The sequence below is a fragment of the Pseudomonas sp. NFACC02 genome, from assembly GCF_900110765.1.
GTDB lineage: Bacteria > Pseudomonadota > Gammaproteobacteria > Pseudomonadales > Pseudomonadaceae > Aquipseudomonas.
On record NZ_FOEO01000009.1, the window covers coordinates 99,927 to 117,634 of the forward strand.

Genomic DNA, 17,708 nt, shown 5'->3' on the forward strand with positions numbered 1-17,708 from the left:
CGACCACCCCCTGAAAAAAAGTGGCGCCACTCTAACATAGGGCGGTCGGCTCGCCGAACCCGTCGACGAATATCCGACCATTCACTCACGCCAGAAGCGTCTTTCCCTGCGTTCGGCCTCAATGCCCTTGAAGCTGCCCAATCGCAAAGTGATGGCACCTAGTTCTGCACTGTCGTAGGTTTCAACGCCGAACCAGCGATAGCGGGACATCACCAGCGGATGCGGGTGACCAAAGGCATTGTTTCGGCCTCGGGAGATGAGCACGCCTTTCGGCGACACCGCCTGCAACAGCGCTTTGGACGATGAGCTTCGGCTGCCGTGGTGAGGGGCTTGCAACCAGTCTGCGCGAACGTCAAAACCCTGCTCCAACATCGCCCGCTCGGCGGGCACGTCGATGTCTCCCGTCAACAACAGGCGCTCGCCCTGCGCGTCGACACTCAGCACACACGATGCCTGGTTGCCCTGGGCCGCGTGTTCCCAGATCCAGGTGGAAAACGTCACCTCGTCCCAGGTCCAGGTTTCACCATTGCGGCAGGACTCGACAGGCAACTCAGCCGGCATCCGGGCAGCGTCGCCCGCCAGGACCCTGCCCACAGGCAACGCCTGATGAATCGCCGGCGCGCCCCCCGCATGATCGGCATCGGCGTGACTGAGCAACATCATGTCCAGACGCCCTATTCCTGCACGACGAATCGCAGGCAAGACCACACGCTCGCCGATGTCGAACTCGCCAAAGCGCGGTCCGGCGTCATAGAGCAAGGTGTGTTCACGTGTGCGTAGCAAAATCGCCAGCCCCTGCCCCACGTCGAGTTGCAGCACTTCAACTTCGCCTTGGGGAATGCGCTTCTGCGGCACAAACACGCAGAGCAGCAACAGGGGCCAACCCAACGCGCGCAATGGCACGCCGTTGGGTAATAGAAGCAGCAGCGCTCCCAGCAGGCTCAACGGCCACACCCAGAACGGCGTCGCCGAGCCGATCCATGCCGGTGCGGCCTCGGCGGCGAACGCGAGAACGAGGAACAACGCGTTCATCGAACCGCCGGCCAGCCAGAGCAGGCTTTCGCCTACCCACGGAACGGCCAGAAAGAACGTGCCGAAGAGCGCCAGAGGCAGGATAAAAATACTGACCCATGGCACCGCCAGCAGATTGACCAAAGGGCCGCTGACACTGACCGGCAGGTTCAGCGCCAGCAAGACCGGCAAGAGCCCGAGGGCGATCAGCCATTGCGCCCGCGACCAGCTTTGTAGCCAGCGCCAGGCGCCCAGCCGTCCGCCAAAGATCACCATCAGAATGCCAACGGCCACGAACGACAGCCAGAAGCCCGGACGAAGGCTGATCAAAGGCTCGACGATCAGCACCAGATTCAACGCGATCAGCATCGGCCAGATCACCCCCAAGTGCCGAAAGCGTAACCGCCACAGCAACACCAGCCCAAGCATGACGCAGGCTCGCTGCACCGGGACGTCGAAACCGGCAAGGAAGCCATAGAACACGGCGCCACTCAACGCAAGCAGGCACGCCGACGGCAACCAGGGGAGAAAACGCGGCCATAACCCCCAACGCGCAAGCCCGGCCACCAGCCCATATAACAATCCGGCCAGCAAACCGATGTGCGTGCCGGAAATCACCAACAGATGGACTGTCCCGGTGTCCTGCAACACTTGCCAGTCGGCGGGACTCAACCCCGAGTCGTCACCGAGCACCAACGCAGCCAGACCGCCTTGCCTTCCTTGAGCGTCGACGGCCAGCAGGCGTTGACGAATCGTGTCGCGCCACGAATGGGTCGTCGCCCTGATTAACTCGCCGTCGACCACGGTGCCTGTCGCCCCGATGCGCTGCGCCAACAGCCACGCTTGATAGTCGAACGCGCCGGGATTGGCTAGACCGCCCGGGCGCTTGAGTTTCACCGCGAGCCGCCAGTGCTCGCCACTTTGCACGACGGGGCCGTCGTACCAGGCAATGCGCAGTTGCCCGGGCAGCCGGGTTCGGCGGGACACCGGGTCTTGCAACTGAAAACGGACCACCCCGTCGACGGTATGCGGCAAGCCGACGACCTGACCTTCCAGCCAGAGCGTCTGGCCATCCAGACGCTCTGGGAGCCGATCATCCAGCGCCGACTTGGCCGACACACAGGCCCACGTCACCCCGAAGAGAAAGAACGCGACTGGATACGTGCGAAATGGCAACAGCATCAGGGCGACAACGGGCATCGCCAGCATCAACCAGACCGGCGGTAATGCCGGTAAAAAACGCAGGACGAGCAGTCCCAGTGCAAGCGCCAGCATCCCTGTGCGCATAAGGCTTTCCTTGTCGACAGATGAAATTCACCCTCAATGACTTAGCGCACTGACGAAGGCGCGCATTTATTAATTGTCACAATGTCTGAATTTCCATCCGTCACTATCCATGCATACTTGCCCGAGTTTGCCCGCCCAACCCCCGGAATCCCGTATGCCACGCCACCTGATCAAGCGGTACATGCCCGATCCGAACAGCATCCGGGAACATAAATCCTTACGTTTTCTTGGCCGTTTGCTGCATGACCCCAACCTTTGGCACCTGAACAGGCACTCCGTCGCGAGGGCCATGGGGGTCGGGTTGTTTGCCGCATTGATGCCGATGCCCCTGCAGATGCTACTGGCCGCGGTCCTGGCAATTCGCGTGCGCGCCAACCTGCCGATTGCCGTCAGCCTGTGCTGGCTCACCAACCCGCTGACGATGCCGCCGGTGTTCTACTGCACGTACAAGATCGGCGCCCTGCTGATGGGGTTGCCGCCCCGCCATTTTCCGGACGAGATGAGCTGGGACTGGATCAGCGGGCAGCTCTCGACGTTGTGGCAGCCCTTTCTGCTGGGATCGTTGGTGGCGGGCGTGGTGCTGGGCGTGGCGGGGTATTTCGGGACGATGGCGTATTGGCGCTGGTGGGTCGGACGGCAGTGGAAGCGGCGTAGGGCGAAGCGCGGATAGCGCGAACACTGGAAACACCTGTGGGATTAAGCCCTCCGGGTAAATCTGAACGTTTCATGGCAATTCATTCACCCGCTTGCCAGTAGTCGTGCGTTGCAGCGATCTCCCGATATACATTTACAGTCTTTGAGACACCCTCCGAGCAATTCAATGTTCGATAGAAAAATGACCCTGCTAGTAACAATCAAGGACAGGCAGAATAAAACAGAAAGTGATAGAAAACCTGACTGGACTGTGCCATTGGGATGCTCACTCCTTCAGTCGCTGCTCTGAAATACCATTTGATTCATCTCAACACCGTCAATCAGCACCGTCCGCTGCCTATTTTGTATCGTCGGCAGATGAAACCCAGTAAAGCAAGGGCAACAGCTCTCGAATGGTGAACTGGAAAATCTTATTCACCTCTTTCTTTTTTTGACTTGACATTTATTTTGGTTAGGTCGTTTCTATCACATACCCCAAAATCATCAACACTAATAGATTCAAGGATAGATGCGTGTAGAGAATCCATAGTCGAAGCTTAAAATGATAGGGGACTCTGAAGTTATCATTTTCCCTTATATAACCTCGGCGACACATGGCAGAAGGAAACGTTACGGCTAAAAAGATCATATTTATGCGCATATGCCTTCCTATTACCCCGTCTCCCCATATCCCTTTAGTTAGCGCGATACAAGGGCTGCTTGATAGACAACCCTCCAAAAAATTGAGGTTTTTTAATGCAAATATCACGAACATGACAATGTTGAACCATAAGCTCAGTAAAAGTGCCAGCCCAACCGCCCCGGTCGCAGTGGCAGGCATCAAGGCCTCCACTCATAAACGAATTCGCCGACGTCTGCACCCACGACCTCACCTTTCACACCGCCTGCGTATCCACCTATTAATCCACCCACCAGGCCGCAACCGAGCACCGAAAGCCCTCCCGAAGGCACTGAAAAGACGACCATACATATCGTCGTGGTAACGGCCACACCAAAACCACTACCTGCTGCGCCACCCGCAATACCAACACCTAATTTGAAGCCCTCAATATAATGGGCTTTCCTGCATACGTCGCCTCTTCCAGTGGAGCAAGCCTCTTTAACTTCCAGAGCACTGGACAAAATATTCATCCCTATGCCGACAGCTGTACCTTGTTTAAGCACGTTGACCGCTTTCGCGATTCCTCCGATTTTCCTCGCATACCCTTGTATCTCACCTGTATGCAAATAACTCTTTGTCGAAATCCCAAGCATCTTTTTAATCGATCCTTTCTTTTTCAGCTTCGTGCCCCAGCGGGCAATGCCTTCCAGCTGGGTATCGAGTTTGGCGAAGAGGACCTTTCGCTGATTGAGGAATTCCTGGCGAGCGATGGGAGTACCTCGGGTGAGCGACAATTTGTACAACCGCTCGATATCAGCCAGTGTGTTCTGAACGCCTTTCAGGTGGGCACTCCAGCTTCCTACTGCTGCACCCAGCCCCAACGACCCATACCCGAGCATCTGCTGCAGAAGATCGTAGTTCTTGATGACCTGTCTGTCGGCGCGGGCCTGATGCTGGCTCAGTTGTCTGCGGACGTTTTTGGCGTAGTTCATCAGCTCGACTTCTTCGCCGGTCAAGGTGCGCGTGGTGAGATCGCCCATGATCACTATCTGGCCGGGCATGACCACGACATTCCGAATGTGCTCGTTGAGCACGTCGAACTTTGCGTTGCCCCCGACACGGTTTTTCAGCGTGGCGTAGGATTGCATTTGCCCGTTGATGAAGACGTACGGTTTGGTCATGTTCGCCGTCTCAGCTAAAGCGTTTGTTGGCGATCCGATCCCAGCCGCCGGAGATGTTGCCTGCGGCTCCGCCATCACTGCGTTTCTGCTGGGTGTAAACGATGTTGATGCGACCAAAGTTGATCTGAACTTCTTCCAGCGGTTCGCCGCTTTCGCCATTTTGCGAGAAGTCCGAGATGATGACTTCTTCGAGGCGTACTTCGTAATATTTGAGTTTTTCACCACCGGCGCGGTAAAGGCACAAAATCAGCTCTTTAATGTGCTCACCCGAGCAGCTGGCTTCAAAGAGCCGAGCGCTGGATTTGTCCAGGCGCTTGGTAAAACTGAAGTCGGTCAAGCTGGCCCGACCCGAGCCCGCGCCCCCATTTGAACTGGCACTTGCCGACGTACTCTGGTTGACGCCGAAGTTATAGGCAACGATTTCTATCCAGTCTTTGTGCCGTTGATCCAGCGACTCGCCCGCGATGCCGTCCAGTTTGATAAATCCATCAAATGCCATGTCGCTGATTCCTCGCAGAATGAAGTGCTGGCAAGGATAGGGGCAAGTCATTCGGCCGAAGAAGGAAGGCGATGCAGCAAGTTCGCAGTTTCAGAACGGTCCTACGCGAGGAGCATTGTGTGCCTTACGGAGGGTTCCGAAATCCAGCGAGGACTGGATCAGCGGGCAGCTCTCGTCGTTGTGGCAGCGCTTTCTGCTGGATCGTAGTGGAAGCGGCGTAGGGCGAAGCGCCGCTAGCATAAATGCAGGGAAAACTACTGTGGGAGCGAGCTTGCTCGCGAAAGCGGATTGGCGGGGTACCGTTAATGTGACAGATGTACCGGCCTCTTGATCGAAACGCCGCTCAGACCAGGCTCGCTCCCACAGGAGCGAGCCTGCCCGGCAACACCATTGGTTTACTGGCGCATCCCGCGACCACTCACCAGCAACCGCGCGCAACCCAGATACAGGACGATGGTCGCCACGACCATGAACGTCAGGGCGATGCTGATCTTGATGTCGGACACACCCAGGATGCCGAAACGGAACGCGTTGACCATGTGCAGCACCGGGTTGGCCAGCGAAACGGTCTGCCAGAACGGCGGTAACAGGTTGATCGAGTAGAACACCCCGCCCAGGTAGGTCAGCGGTGTCAGCACGAAGGTCGGGATGATCGAGATGTCGTCGAAGTTGCGGGCGAAGACGGCGTTGATGAAACCCAGCAGCGAGAAAATCGTCGCTGTCAGTACGACCACCACAATCGTCACGCCCAGGTGATGCACCTGCAGGTCGGTGAAGAACATCGACAGGATGGTCACGATGACGCCCACCATCAGGCCCCGCAGCATGCCGCCCAGGGTGAAACCGATCAGGATGGTGTGCGGCGAAACCGGCGACACCATCAATTCCTCAATCGAACGCTGGAACTTCGCGCCAAAGAAGCTGGAGACGACGTTGCCGTAGGAGTTGGTGATCACCGACATCATGATCAGGCCCGGCACGATGTACTGCATGTAGGTGAACCCACCCATGTCGCCAATCTGGCGACCGATGAGGTTACCGAAGATCACGAAGTACAGGACCATGGTGATGGCCGGCGGCAGAAGCGTCTGCGGCCAGATGCGCATGAAGCGGCGGACTTCGCGATAGACGATGGTGTTCATCGCGATCAGGTTGGGACGTAGCTCCGAACTCATACGGCCACCTTCGACAGGTTTTTTTCGACCAGACCCACGAACAGCTCCTCGAGGCGGTTGGTTTTATTGCGCAGGCTCAGCACCTGCACGTTTTGCAACGCCAGTTGACCGAACAGCGCCGTGATGCCGACGGTTTTATCGACCTGCACTTCGAGCGTGTGACTGTCCACCAGCCGCGACGGATAACCGGCCAGTTGCGGCGCAGTCTGCATCGGGTCCTTGAGGTCCAGCAGGAAGGTTTCGACGTGCAGCTTGTTCAGCAATGTTTTCATGCCGGTGTTTTCGATGATGGTGCCGTGGTCGATGATGCCGATGTTGCGGCACAACTGCTCAGCCTCTTCCAGGTAATGCGTGGTGAGAATGATGGTGATGCCTTTCTCGTTCAGCTCGGTGAGAAAGGTCCACATCGAACGGCGCAGCTCGATGTCGACACCCGCCGTCGGTTCGTCGAGGATCAACAGGCGCGGTTCGTGAATCAGTGCGCGGGCGATCATCAAGCGGCGCTTCATGCCGCCCGACAACGAACGCGACGGTACGCTGCGTTTGTCCCAAAGCCCTAACTGGGTCAGGTATTGCTCGGCGCGCTCCTTGGCGATCTTCGGCGGGATACCGTAGTACCCGGCCTGGGTCACTACGATGTCGAAGGTCTTTTCAAACTGGTTGAAATTGAATTCCTGCGGAACCACCCCGATCGAGCGCTTGAGTTGCGCGGGGTTACGATCCAGGTCGTTGCCGAAGATGTTCACTGTCCCCGTGGTCTTGTTGACCAGGGTAGAGATGATGCCGATGGTGGTGGATTTGCCGGCTCCGTTAGGGCCAAGCAACGCGAAGAAATCACCCTCGGCGACGTCCAGATCGATGCCCTTCAGGGCCTGGAAACCGTTGCCGTAGGTCTTGGTTAGCTGCCGGATGGACAGAGCTGAACTCATGACTGAAAACACACCCATAAAAAGGAATAAAGAAGGAAGAACCGAATACAAAAGCGTGACCGCCACACCGCTCTCGGTGCCAGGCAACGTCTAGCCTTGAAACAAGATGTTGCAAACGCGGCGCACAAAGCAATGTTGCTTGCCGACGCCGCGCAAGTACAGCGAAGTCTATCGATAGTACTTATTACTCTAACGCTTGCGGCTTCAGGTCAGTGCGGTCATCACCGCAGCCCGATAGGCCGGTCGCTGCTGTAAACGCTCGTACCAGGCTTTGAGGTGAGGCAAGTCCGTGCGTTCAATCGGCATTTCGAACCAGGCGTAGATAAAGCTGCCAAGGGGAATGTCTCCCGCCCCGAATGACTCGCCCGACAGATAGGGCTGTACCGCCAGCGTTCGCTCAACGATGCGCAACAGCCCCTCTATCGTGGCCTTCGCCGCATTGATCTGGGCCCAGTCCTGCTGCTCGGCTGGCGTGCGCAACACACCCCAGAATACGGTTTTGAAAGGCGCAGCGAACGTCGACGTGGTCCAGTCCATCCATTTGTCTTGCTGAGCGCGCGCTTTAGGGCTGGCCGGGCAAAGGGCAGAATCCGGCGCATATTGAGCCACCAGATAACGGACGATGGCATTGGACTCCCACAGCACGAAGTCGCCGTCTTCAATCATCGGCACCACGCCGTTGGGATTTTTCGCCAGGTACTCAGGCTGATTGTTGAGACCGAACGCACCGCCTGCGTTGATCGCCTCGTATTCGAGGCCCAACTCTTCTGCGGCCCATAACGCTTTGCGGACGTTGGACGAATTCTTGCGGCCCCAGATCTTCAACATGGTGCGGATTCTCCTGTGCGGTGCGCGACGCGCTGGTCATGGATCAACGGGATTAGTGGCATATGCCTGTGGGTCGCCAGTCTACCCCGAGAAGCGGGCGTTCGAGCCACAACTTCACGCACATCGGCCAGCCCTCGAACTCCCATGACAGCGCGGGGTCACTATCGATGCGCGGGCCAGAGCGATTGCCCGGCTTTTCGATGGCGTTCACCTTCGCCATCTTCATGGAGGGCTGTTTATGCTGTTGTTGTGGATCGTGGTTCTGGTGATCGGCGTGGCCTGGCTGGCCCATCGGCGTGTCGCCCCCTTCCCTGCCCTGGGCATCGTGGCGGTGTATCTGTTGGCGATGGGCGTGTTCAGTCATGCTCATGGCTGGATGATCATCCCGTGGGTCCTTTGGTTGGCCGTGGCCGTGCCATTGGCCCTGCCTGACCTGCGTCGCAAATATTTCAGTGCGCCGATGTTCGCCTGGTTTCAAAAAGTTCTGCCGCCCATGTCCGACACCGAGCGCGACGCCATCGACGCCGGGACTGTGTGGTGGGATGGCGAGTTGTTCAGCGGCCGCCCGAACTGGAACACCCTGCTAAGCTACCCGAAAAGCCAGTTGGCCGAAGAAGAACAGGCCTTCATCGACGGTCCAACGGAACAGCTTTGCGCCATGGTCAGCGACTGGGAAATCGGTCAGGCCATGGACCTGCCGCCTGAGGCCTGGGCGCACATCAAGGAACACGGTTTCTTCGCCCTGATCATTCCGAAGGAGTACGGCGGCAAAGGTTTCTCAGCCTATGCGCACTCGCAAGTCGCGATGAAACTGGCGACCCGCAGCGGCGACCTGGCCTCCACGGTCATGGTGCCCAATTCGCTGGGTCCTGCCGAACTGCTGCTGCATTACGGCACCGACGAACAACGCAACCATTACCTGCCGCGCCTGGCCCGCGGCGATGACATTCCCTGCTTCGCGCTGACCGGTCCTTTGGCGGGTTCGGACGCGGGCGCGATGCCCGACACCGGGATCATCTGCAAGGGCGAGTGGAAAGGTCAGGAAGTCATCGGTCTGCGCCTGAACTGGGAAAAGCGTTACATCACGCTGGGACCGGTTGCCACCCTGCTCGGTCTGGCCTTCAAGGCGTACGACCCTGAGCATTTGCTGGGCGAAGAAGAGGATCTGGGGATCAGCCTCGCGTTGATTCCTACCGACACCCCGGGCGTGGAAATCGGTCGGCGCCACCTGCCGCTGGGCGCGGCTTTCATGAATGGTCCGAATTCGGGCAAGGACGTGTTCATCCCGCTGGAGTACCTGATCGGTGGGCAGGACATGCTCGGCAAGGGCTGGATGATGCTGATGAACTGCCTGTCGGTGGGCCGTTCGATTTCCCTTCCGGCGGTGGGCACCGGTGCCGCGAAATACACCAGCCTGGTGACCGGTCAATACACGCAGATCCGCGAGCAATTCAACGTGCCACTGGCCGCGTTCGAAGGCATTCAGGAGTCTCTGGCGCGCATCGGCGGTAACGCTTGGCTGATGGACAGTGCGCGCATGTTGACCGCCAACGCCGTGGACCTCGGGGAAAAACCGTCTGTGCTCTCGGCCATCCTCAAGTATCACCTCACCGAACGAGGCCGCGAGTGCATCACGCACGCCATGGACGTCCATGGTGGCAAGGGCATCATCATGGGCCCTAACAACTACCTGGGGCGTTCATGGCAAGGCGCGCCGATCTTCATCACCGTGGAAGGCGCGAACATTCTGTCGCGCAACCTGATGATTTTCGGTCAGGGCGCGATCCGCTGCCATCCATTCGTGCTCAAGGAAATGGCCCTCGCCGGACGTGAAGACAAAGAGCGCGCGGTCGTCGAATTCGATGATCTGCTGCTGCAGCACATCGGCTTCGCCGTGCGCAACGCGGCCAGCACGCTGGTGCTCAACCTGGGCTTCGGTCACTTCGAACAGATGCCCGGCGATCGCCTGAGCCAAGGGTATTTCCGCGCCCTTAATCGTCAGGCCGCCGCGTTCGCGATGCTCGCCGATTTGAGCATGATGCTCCTGGGTGGCGAACTGAAAAGACGCGAGCGTCTGTCAGCGCGCCTGGGCGATGTACTGAGCCACCTGTACCTGGCGTCCGCCGCGCTCAAGCGTTATCACGACCTGGATTATCCGGAATCGCTGGTTCCGCTGTTTCGCTGGTCCATGGAAGAAGCCCTGGGCGAATCGGAGCGCGCGCTGGACGAACTGCTCAGTAACTTCCCGAACCGGGTGCTTGGTGGTCTGCTGCGCGTGATCGTATTCCCGCTGGGTCGCCGCCACAAAGGCCCGTCGGACGCACTGGATGCTGAAGTCGCCGGGATCCTGGGCCGTGGCAAAGGGGATCCGGCGCTGGAATCGGTGCTCGCCGGTTGCTACCGCCCGACGTCGGCAAGCGACCCGGTGGGCGCGTTGCAACATGCAGCGGACCTGCTGACCGGCGCGAAAACGCTGCACGGCAAGCTGCATCATGGGGTCAAGAGCGGTCAGGTCAAGGCAGCGGGCGGCGAGCACGTCATCGATGCGGCGTTGAACGCAGGCGTACTGCAACCCGCCGAAGCCGAAAAACTGCGCGCAGCGGAAGCGGCGCGACGCAAGGTGATCGACGTGGATGATTTTGATAAGGAAGAACTGAAGGCGGCGGAAGGCAAAATCCGCTAAATATTCCGTTTACTTAAGCGGCCAGTGCCTCTGAGCTGTTTCGGGTTCTGGCCGTTGGCCTTGGGAGCACTGCTTTAAGGCGATCTTCCAGGAATGTGAAAGGAATGCTGAACATCACAGGCTACCCCGTTCGGATTCATCGGTGCAGCCCCGCTGCCTTGCAGGCCTGCGCAAAGGTCATGCCTTTTTTACCCATGGCGTCTTTCATCACCGCGTTGGCTTTCTGCAACGCGGCACTGGGCTTGACCCATTGCTCGGGCGGAATTGGCCGGGACCAGGCCTGCACCTGCTCGGGCATCTCGGGCCGGCCTTTGCGGTGGGACCACTCGGCGAACAGATAAGGGAGTTTCCAGAAGGTCAGGATGCGGCGCAGGTACCAGAGGCGCAGGGGCCAGCGGTTGGGTTTGGAATAGCCGAAGCGTTCTCGCTCCGCGCGGGTCAAGCCAACTGCACCGCTGTCCAAGCCACCCATGAAACGGGCACTCCGCCGCTCGATATCGAACGTATGCAGCCCCTCATAGGGTTTGAGTTCATCTTCGCCCAGCGTCAAACCCAGCAGTTTGATCCACGGACTGGGGGTATCCACCCACTCTCCTTCTTCCATGTAATTGCGGATCGCTGTCCACATGCCCAATGCATGCGCATCACTGGGCTGGGCAAGCAGGAGAAACTGCACCGTGTCCTGCTCTTCGTCCTCCAGGCCCATGCCAAAGGTGTAGTCGCGCAGGGCGCCGTAGCTGCTGACACCCTGAATGTTGACCACCCAGGCCACCACGTTTTCCCACGGAACGATCAAGACACGTTGAGTTTGATCATTGACGTAACAGACCTCTCGGCGCTGGCGATTGAAACGCACCGGATAACTTCGGGCGGCAATGCGCACGTTGCGCAGCATGCCGTAGACGTAGCCGCCAAGCGGGAAAACACTTAAAAGTGCGTAAGTGGAAAAAACCTGGATCCCCAGCCACAAGTCTTTGAGAGGCGTTGGGAAGTTCTGCGGGTAGACGATCACTCCGTACAGCACGATAAGGCCAGGAACAACAAACGCCAGGAGCAACATAAGCAAAACGCCAAATGCCAACCTCTTTGCCACATCAACCGTGCCAACGTTACTGCCTCCCAACTCCAGGAAGGTGTCATTCATTTGCGAGAAATTGCGGCGACCCATCTGCACCTGCCCGGTGAACACCGGCAACGGCGACAGGAACAGGGTTTCGTTCAGCCCCCTCTTGCGGATCTCTCCGGCGCGGGGGCGCTGACTGCGAATATCCTCACCCGACTGTTCAGGCGGCGTTTCGTGCTTGCGTTTGAAGAGGTTTTTAAACATCGCAGGCTGCCCCGTGCAGATTCATCGGTGCAGCCCCGCTGCCTTGCAGGCCTGTACGAAGGTCATGCCTTTTTTTCCCATGGCGTCTTTCATCACCGCGTTGGCTTTTTTTAACGCGGCGCTGGGTTTGGCCCATTGCTCGGGTGGGATCGGCCGGGACCAGGCTTTCACCTGCTCGGGCATCTCGGGTCGGCCTTTGCGGTGGGACCACTCTGCGAAGATGTAAGGGAGTTTCCAGAAGGTCAGGATGCGGCGCAGGTACCAGAGGCGCAGGGGCCAGCGGTTGGGTTTGGAGTAGCCGAAGCGTTCTCGCTCCGCGCGGGTCAAGCCAACTGCACCGCTGTCCAAGCCACCCATGAAACGGGCACTCCGCCGTTCGATATCGAACGTATGCAGCCCCTCATAGGGTTTGAGTTCATCTTCGCTCAGCGTCAACCCCAGCAGTTTGATCCACGGACTGGGGGTATCCACCCACTCCCCTTCCTCCATGTAATTGCGGATCGCCGTCCACATGCCCAATGCATGCGCATCACTGGGTTGGGCAAGCAGGAGAAACTGCACCGTGTCCTGCTCTTCGTCCTCCAGGCCCATGCCAAAGGTGTAGTCGCGCAGGGCGCCGTAACTGCTGACACCCTGACTGTTGGCCACCCAGGCCACCACGTTTTCCCACGGTACGATCAAGACGCGTTGAGTCTCGTCATTGACGTAACAGACCTCTCGGCGCTGGCGATTGAAGCGCACCGGATAACTTCGGGCGGCAATGCGCACGTTGCGCAGCATGCCGTAGACATAGCCGCCAAGCGGAATGATCGACAGAAGAGAACCCAATGCGAACACACTTGTAATATCACCAAGCGTATTGAAGAACTGTCGCTCAATCCCTGACGAACTAAAAAATACAAACTTTAAAGAAATGAGCAGGGGAACAACAAAAGCGGTACACAACATGAGCAACACACCAAACGCCAACCTCTTTGCCACATCAACCGTGCCAACGTTACTGCCTCCCAACTCCAGGAAAGTGTCATTCATTTGCGAGAAATTGCGGCGACCCATCTGCACCTGCCCGGTGAACACCGGCAACGGCGACAGGAACAGGGTTTCGTTCAGCCCCCGCCTGCGGATCTCTCCGGCGCGAGGGCGCTGACTGCGAATATCCTCGACAGACTGCTCAGGGGACGTGTCGTGCTTGCGTTTGAAGAGGTTGTTAAACAGCATCGTCAAGGGCCATTTCATCGCGGGTGAAGTGCCAGAACGCATCGGTGTCCTCGCCACAGGGCAGGGTGTCGACCGCATCGATTTCAAATGTGCCGATTGTCGGGATGCGTGCGTATTGCACCGTCGCGATACGCAGATCGTCCAACACAAAGCTGGTGCGGTGGAACAACTCGCGGTGCGCCTCCAGTTGATAGGCGACGGTAAAGGCCAGGGCGAAATCCGAGGTCTGCAGCGCTTTGGGGATGGGCAGATGCAGGGTCAAGGCGTGCTCATCCGTGCTGGCCACCAAGGCGCAAGCCGCCCAGGCCGCACTGCTTTCCCGCCAATACCGGGGTGGCAGACGCGGGTTATAAGGGCCGGTCTGATAGCGGTCGCGGGTTTGCTGGTACACCCGTAAACCCAGCCGGCGCCGATCCATTTCCAGCGTGCGAACGCCTGGCAGCACCAGCTTGAGGTACGTGCGCTGGGCATCACGAATCAGGGTGCAGGTCGGCTTTTGCACCACACTGGCCAGGCGACTCCAGTCGTCCTGCAAGGTACCCGGCTGGGCATTCGTGCCCCAGGCACTGGTGTGCAGCCACTGTTGCAGTTCGTCCAGATTGAAATAGTTGTAAAGCCCCTCACCCAGCAATTGCAGGGCGGTGCCGATCAGCCCGATCACGTTGGCGCGGGCCGCAATGCTCAACAGGCGAGGACTGGCTTCGGCCCAGGCCAGGGCGCGCAGTTCAACAGGATTTTTCAGGACCGAGCTGATAATCGAACTGGTGTGTACGAAACCCCAGGTGTTGGTGCCCAGCAGGATGCCATCACCGGCGATCTGGAGGCTGGCGGCGCCCAAGCCCTTGTAGTCACCTTGGGCAAAGGCCCGGCCCCATTGCCGGGAATGCTTGCCCCCATCAATGGCGGCCGCCAGCCCCCCGAACAGGAAAGCGCCAAACCCTGAATAGGCGGCCCAGCGTCCAAGACGGCTCATGCTGTTGAGCTTGCCGGCCGCACTTTCCATCCGCTCGATATGGGCCTGAAAGATCGTCACCGAGAGGCCCTGTATTGCTGCGAAGCCAGCGGATGACATAACGATAAAGTTTTCAAAAAGCGACCAGTGTTCGGACGATTTGCTGGCTTTCCTGTCAAGGGTTGTGAACACCTCAACAAACTTCTGCGCATGAAACAAAAACAACACCAACGCCAGTCCGTCTCCGGCGGACTTGAATGCGCTGTTGAACGGCTGTCTGAACGTCCCGGTGGCGCGGTAGTCACGTACGGTCTTTTGCATTTCGTCGCGCAGTTGCGAGGACAAACCCTCGACCACCGTGCCTATCTGCCCTGGCCCGGTACTTCCTACCGTCAAGGCGCGGGTGAGGGTTTCCTCAATAGGCTCCAGCGCGGTCTTGAGTTGATTGATCCGTTTGTTATGCGCAACTTCGCTGCCTTGGGGTTCCAGGCCATAGATTTGCCCTAACAGCGCATTGGAGCGTAATTTGTAGGCCGCTTTGAGCTGGGTGCGCAGATAGAGCGCGTTGTCACGCGCGTGGGTGAATGCCTCTATCTCCTGCGCCGAAGCAGCACGCAAGGTCAGGCCGTGGCGAGAGAACGCCCGGAGCATTTTCAGGCGAACCGGTGGGCCTATGTTACGAATGAAATTATCAGGGCTTATCTGCTGCTGACTTTTAAAAGCGTTATGTGCGCTTTCCAGGTCACTGGCAGCTCTCAACTGATGCGCCGGATCGTAAGCCCCGTCCAACAAGCTCTGCAGCCCCGCGAAGCGTTGATTCAGGTTGTCGTAGTTGGGCAACCGCTCCCGCATCAGGCTGTTGAACTGGTTGGCGAGCGCATTGACGCTCACCGCTGTTTCCTGAGCGGTCATCGCCTTGATCGAGAAGCTGCTCAGGTCCGCGAGTTTTTTGGCCACATCGAGCTGGTCGTCAAGCGTCAGCGTCTCCAGCCCAGGCACCACGGTGAGCAGGTTGGCGTCCAGGAATGCGGCCAGTTTCTCGGTGGCTTCCCGGTTCCAGCACAGGGCCGCGACACACACGAACTCGGTTTCCAGACGGTGCCGGACCTGCACATCCGACTGAAAGTCGTAGTACCAGGCCGCCCGATGAAAATGACCAGCGGTGATCATCTTCAGGCGATCGTTGCGCACACGCTCCAGCCGTTGGTGCCAATGGTTGAGCAGGCGTTGTTGCTGGCTGACAAAGGTCTGCATGGCGGTCCGCTGGACCAGGTGGTCGACTCCGCGCACGCCGATCTGCTTGCCGTGCAACGCTTCCCAGGTCTGCAGGCTAAGTGCGGTGATCGTGTCTGAGTGTGTCTGGTACCGCGCATCGCCGAGCGCATCCACCATGTCGACAAATGCGCGGGCATACGGATCGGTCCTGGCCGCTTCCCGCCAATGGGCTTGCGACCCGTACATGGCGTTGCCGGGTTGATCGCGGCGAACGCGCAAGTACTCATAAATGCTGTCGCGCTGCTCGGCGCTCGTCTCATCCAGCAGGCGTTTGATCGCGGGATCCGTCGCGCTCGCGGTTTGCAGGTGGGCCTCGTCCACGGCATACATCGACTGGATATAGGCGCCGGTCAGGTAGTGCCGTTGACCGGACTCATCGGCACTCCATTGCCCGATCCAGTCGGCGATCTGCAGTTGCGCATTGGCCAGGTCGCGCATGACGCCGAAGTCATCGCGCAAGACCAGAAACAGGTAGTCATTCTGGTAAGGGCCAAGGACGTTGCTGGTAAGCGCCTCAATGGCCGTGTTCTGAAACAGGGGCGGGTCTTCCCAGTGATACGGCCGGGTTTCTTGTGGATTGACGCCTTCAGGCAGGGCCCTGATTGACGCTTCGTGGGCACTGGCCACGGCATCGGGCTCGGCGACCTCCGCCAACCATTTTTGCGCCTGCCGTCTGGCCAGCAGATGAGGGCCGCCTTTGGACGCACAGGCACTGCCCAGATCGATGCGCTGCATGAGACGTTGGCGCTCGCCCTCACTTTTCAACACCTGGGAGCACTTGCGGGCCGTCCACTGGATTTCCGAGTAGCTGGCATACAAAGTGTGCTGGCGCGCAAAGATCAAGTGAGGCTCGCCGACCGACGACGTCCGCTGGTCGTTGGCGACCTCGTTGCTGCTCCAGAGGAGCTTGGAAATCGCCCCCTGCTCAATCGCGTATTCGTGTAAATAACCGGTGTCGTTGTCGATGATGTACAGGTATCCATCACGCAACAATCGCAAACCCAGGGGCTGACTTTCCAAGGTCAGTGGCATCTGGTGTTCGGCGCGGGGATCGAGGTGTTCGACCAGGCCATACCGCAGCGGTAACAGTTGGAGTTTCTTGCCCATGAGGGGACAGAGCCCGACGGGTGAACGGGCATCCTTGACGCTTTTGGTCATGGCGACGGTGTTTGCACTGATGTTCGTGCGCGTGGAGGTGGTCACGACGGGCGTCCTTGTTGCGGTGTGGCACGGTCTTCGGCGAGCTTGGCCGCGCGTAGCACGCGTGAGAGATGAGTCCCTGACGAAGGATTGGTCAGCAGGTCGAAAATGTCCGGGTGATCCGTCATTGCCTGACCCGCCAGATAGCCCTGCACATTGGCGTAGAGCGTCATTTGCTGCTCACAGGTAAACCCCAGGTCATAGGCCTGTCGGGCGATCTGATCAATGAGCTGCAGCCGTTGGCGTGCAGTGCCCGACGCGGCGTAACCGGGAAATGCTGCCTGCATGTGGCGGGTCAAATTCAGCACCGAGCGTCGGAACTCGACCTCACCGAGCGCTGTGAACTCCTGCTCAGTGAAGCGATAGCGTTTGAGCGGGTGCGTACGAACGTCGGCCGGACATTGATGGCGCAACCACATGCCTTGCATCGCATCGGGCAGGCAGACGTGAGAGACAGGCCCGAACCAGCGCCCACTGCTGGCTTGCTCCGCCAGGCTGAACAACGGGTGCATGACCGCTGGATCGGCAATGCGCGGCATCACTTGTACGCCCCCAGGGTCCTCGACCGTCAGCAGATTTCGCCAGTGATCACACAAGCTCTGCTTCGTGGCGTGACTGAACAGCAGATAGCCCCATTCGTGGGCGGCGTTCTCCAGAAAATGCAACAGCAACGGATCGTCGGCAGTCGGCACCGAGATCAGGCAGGGTGAAATGTCAGCGAGTTCGTGCCAGCGCGTGTTGCTGTACAGGCAATGGGCGGGATTGCCCCAGTTGCGCAAATGCGTGACGAGGTAGGGAGCACTGACCCCGTCAATCAATAAATAAGCGGGTGTCGTCCAGGGCAGATCACCGGGCAGTGGGGGCATCTCGAGCAAGGTGGTTCTCTCT

The 17,708-nt window shown here is 58.8% G+C and carries 12 protein-coding genes; 2 read left to right on the forward strand and 10 right to left on the reverse strand.

Annotated features, from left to right (window positions below):
• Positions 1-81: 81 nt before the first annotated feature.
• On the reverse strand, positions 82-2,298 hold the full coding sequence (locus BMY73_RS10650; protein ID WP_092406972.1) for a DNA internalization-related competence protein ComEC/Rec2: 2,217 nt from the start codon (positions 2,296-2,298) through the stop codon (positions 82-84).
• 154 nt (positions 2,299-2,452) lie between these two features.
• Here BMY73_RS10650 and BMY73_RS10655 point away from each other — a divergent pair, with 154 nt between their 5' ends.
• On the forward strand, positions 2,453-2,968 hold the full coding sequence (locus BMY73_RS10655; protein WP_062380482.1) for a DUF2062 domain-containing protein: 516 nt from the start codon (positions 2,453-2,455) through the stop codon (positions 2,966-2,968).
• 803 nt (positions 2,969-3,771) lie between these two features.
• On the opposite strand, the gene BMY73_RS10665 is transcribed toward BMY73_RS10655, so the two are convergent.
• From BMY73_RS10665 to BMY73_RS10685, 5 genes are all read right to left on the reverse strand, one after another.
• Entirely contained in the window at positions 3,772-4,734 is a 963-nt protein-coding gene (locus BMY73_RS10665; RefSeq protein ID WP_092406974.1) for a hypothetical protein, read from the reverse strand.
• Positions 4,735-4,744: 10 nt separating this feature from the next.
• Positions 4,745-5,233 carry an Hcp family type VI secretion system effector gene (locus tag BMY73_RS10670; RefSeq protein ID WP_062380476.1) on the reverse strand — a complete coding sequence of 163 codons (489 nt, stop codon included), beginning with the start codon at positions 5,231-5,233 and terminating at the stop codon, positions 4,745-4,747.
• A gap of 395 nt (positions 5,234-5,628) precedes the next feature.
• Entirely contained in the window at positions 5,629-6,408 is a 780-nt protein-coding gene (locus tag BMY73_RS10675; RefSeq protein ID WP_062380474.1) for an ABC transporter permease, read from the reverse strand.
• Positions 6,405-7,337, reverse strand: a complete 933-nt coding sequence (locus tag BMY73_RS10680) for an ABC transporter ATP-binding protein (RefSeq protein WP_062380472.1) — start codon at positions 7,335-7,337, stop codon at positions 6,405-6,407. Before BMY73_RS10680 ends, BMY73_RS10675 begins: the two co-directional genes overlap by 4 nt.
• Before the next feature lie 204 nt (positions 7,338-7,541).
• Entirely contained in the window at positions 7,542-8,165 is a 624-nt protein-coding gene (locus tag BMY73_RS10685) for a glutathione S-transferase family protein (RefSeq protein ID WP_092406976.1), read from the reverse strand.
• A gap of 238 nt (positions 8,166-8,403) precedes the next feature.
• On the opposite strand from BMY73_RS10685, the gene BMY73_RS10690 reads away from it, so the two are divergent.
• Positions 8,404-10,848, forward strand: a complete 2,445-nt coding sequence (locus tag BMY73_RS10690; RefSeq protein WP_092406978.1) for an acyl-CoA dehydrogenase — start codon at positions 8,404-8,406, stop codon at positions 10,846-10,848.
• A gap of 136 nt (positions 10,849-10,984) precedes the next feature.
• On the opposite strand, the gene BMY73_RS28305 is transcribed toward BMY73_RS10690, so the two are convergent.
• Genes BMY73_RS28305 through BMY73_RS10710 form a run of 4 tightly spaced genes read right to left on the reverse strand, consistent with a single transcriptional unit; the run spans position 10,985 to position 17,686 of the window.
• The gene (locus BMY73_RS28305) at positions 10,985-12,175 is read right to left on the reverse strand and encodes a DUF6708 domain-containing protein (RefSeq protein WP_256571167.1); all 1,191 of its coding nucleotides are present in this window, start codon (positions 12,173-12,175) and stop codon (positions 10,985-10,987) included.
• Between the two features lie 21 nt (positions 12,176-12,196).
• On the reverse strand, positions 12,197-13,393 hold the full coding sequence (locus tag BMY73_RS10700; RefSeq protein WP_256571168.1) for a DUF6708 domain-containing protein: 1,197 nt from the start codon (positions 13,391-13,393) through the stop codon (positions 12,197-12,199).
• Positions 13,383-16,823, reverse strand: a complete 3,441-nt coding sequence (locus BMY73_RS10705; RefSeq protein WP_092406980.1) for a toxin VasX — start codon at positions 16,821-16,823, stop codon at positions 13,383-13,385. The genes BMY73_RS10700 and BMY73_RS10705 overlap by 11 nt, the downstream gene beginning before the upstream one ends.
• Complete coding sequence (locus BMY73_RS10710) at positions 16,820-17,686, reverse strand: DUF4123 domain-containing protein (RefSeq protein WP_256571169.1); 867 nt, start codon at positions 17,684-17,686, stop codon at positions 16,820-16,822. Before BMY73_RS10710 ends, BMY73_RS10705 begins: the two co-directional genes overlap by 4 nt.
• Positions 17,687-17,708 lie beyond the last annotated feature (22 nt).

Excerpts from the sequence above, each read along its gene's own strand:
- BMY73_RS10650 (WP_092406972.1), bottom strand. The coding sequence starts at position 2,298 with ATGCGCACAGGGATGCTGGCGCTTGCACTGGGACTGCTCGTCCTGCGT.
- BMY73_RS10655 (WP_062380482.1), top strand. The coding sequence starts at position 2,453 with ATGCCACGCCACCTGATCAAGCGGTACATGCCCGATCCGAACAGCATC.
- BMY73_RS10665 (WP_092406974.1), bottom strand. The coding sequence starts at position 4,734 with ATGACCAAACCGTACGTCTTCATCAACGGGCAAATGCAATCCTACGCC.
- BMY73_RS10670 (WP_062380476.1), bottom strand. The coding sequence starts at position 5,233 with ATGGCATTTGATGGATTTATCAAACTGGACGGCATCGCGGGCGAGTCG.
- BMY73_RS10675 (WP_062380474.1), bottom strand. The coding sequence starts at position 6,408 with ATGAGTTCGGAGCTACGTCCCAACCTGATCGCGATGAACACCATCGTC.
- BMY73_RS10680 (WP_062380472.1), bottom strand. The coding sequence starts at position 7,337 with ATGAGTTCAGCTCTGTCCATCCGGCAGCTAACCAAGACCTACGGCAAC.
- BMY73_RS10685 (WP_092406976.1), bottom strand. The coding sequence starts at position 8,165 with ATGTTGAAGATCTGGGGCCGCAAGAATTCGTCCAACGTCCGCAAAGCG.
- BMY73_RS10690 (WP_092406978.1), top strand. The coding sequence starts at position 8,404 with ATGCTGTTGTTGTGGATCGTGGTTCTGGTGATCGGCGTGGCCTGGCTG.
- BMY73_RS28305 (WP_256571167.1), bottom strand. The coding sequence starts at position 12,175 with ATGTTTAAAAACCTCTTCAAACGCAAGCACGAAACGCCGCCTGAACAG.
- BMY73_RS10700 (WP_256571168.1), bottom strand. The coding sequence starts at position 13,393 with ATGCTGTTTAACAACCTCTTCAAACGCAAGCACGACACGTCCCCTGAG.
- BMY73_RS10710 (WP_256571169.1), bottom strand. The coding sequence starts at position 17,686 with ATGCCCCCACTGCCCGGTGATCTGCCCTGGACGACACCCGCTTATTTA.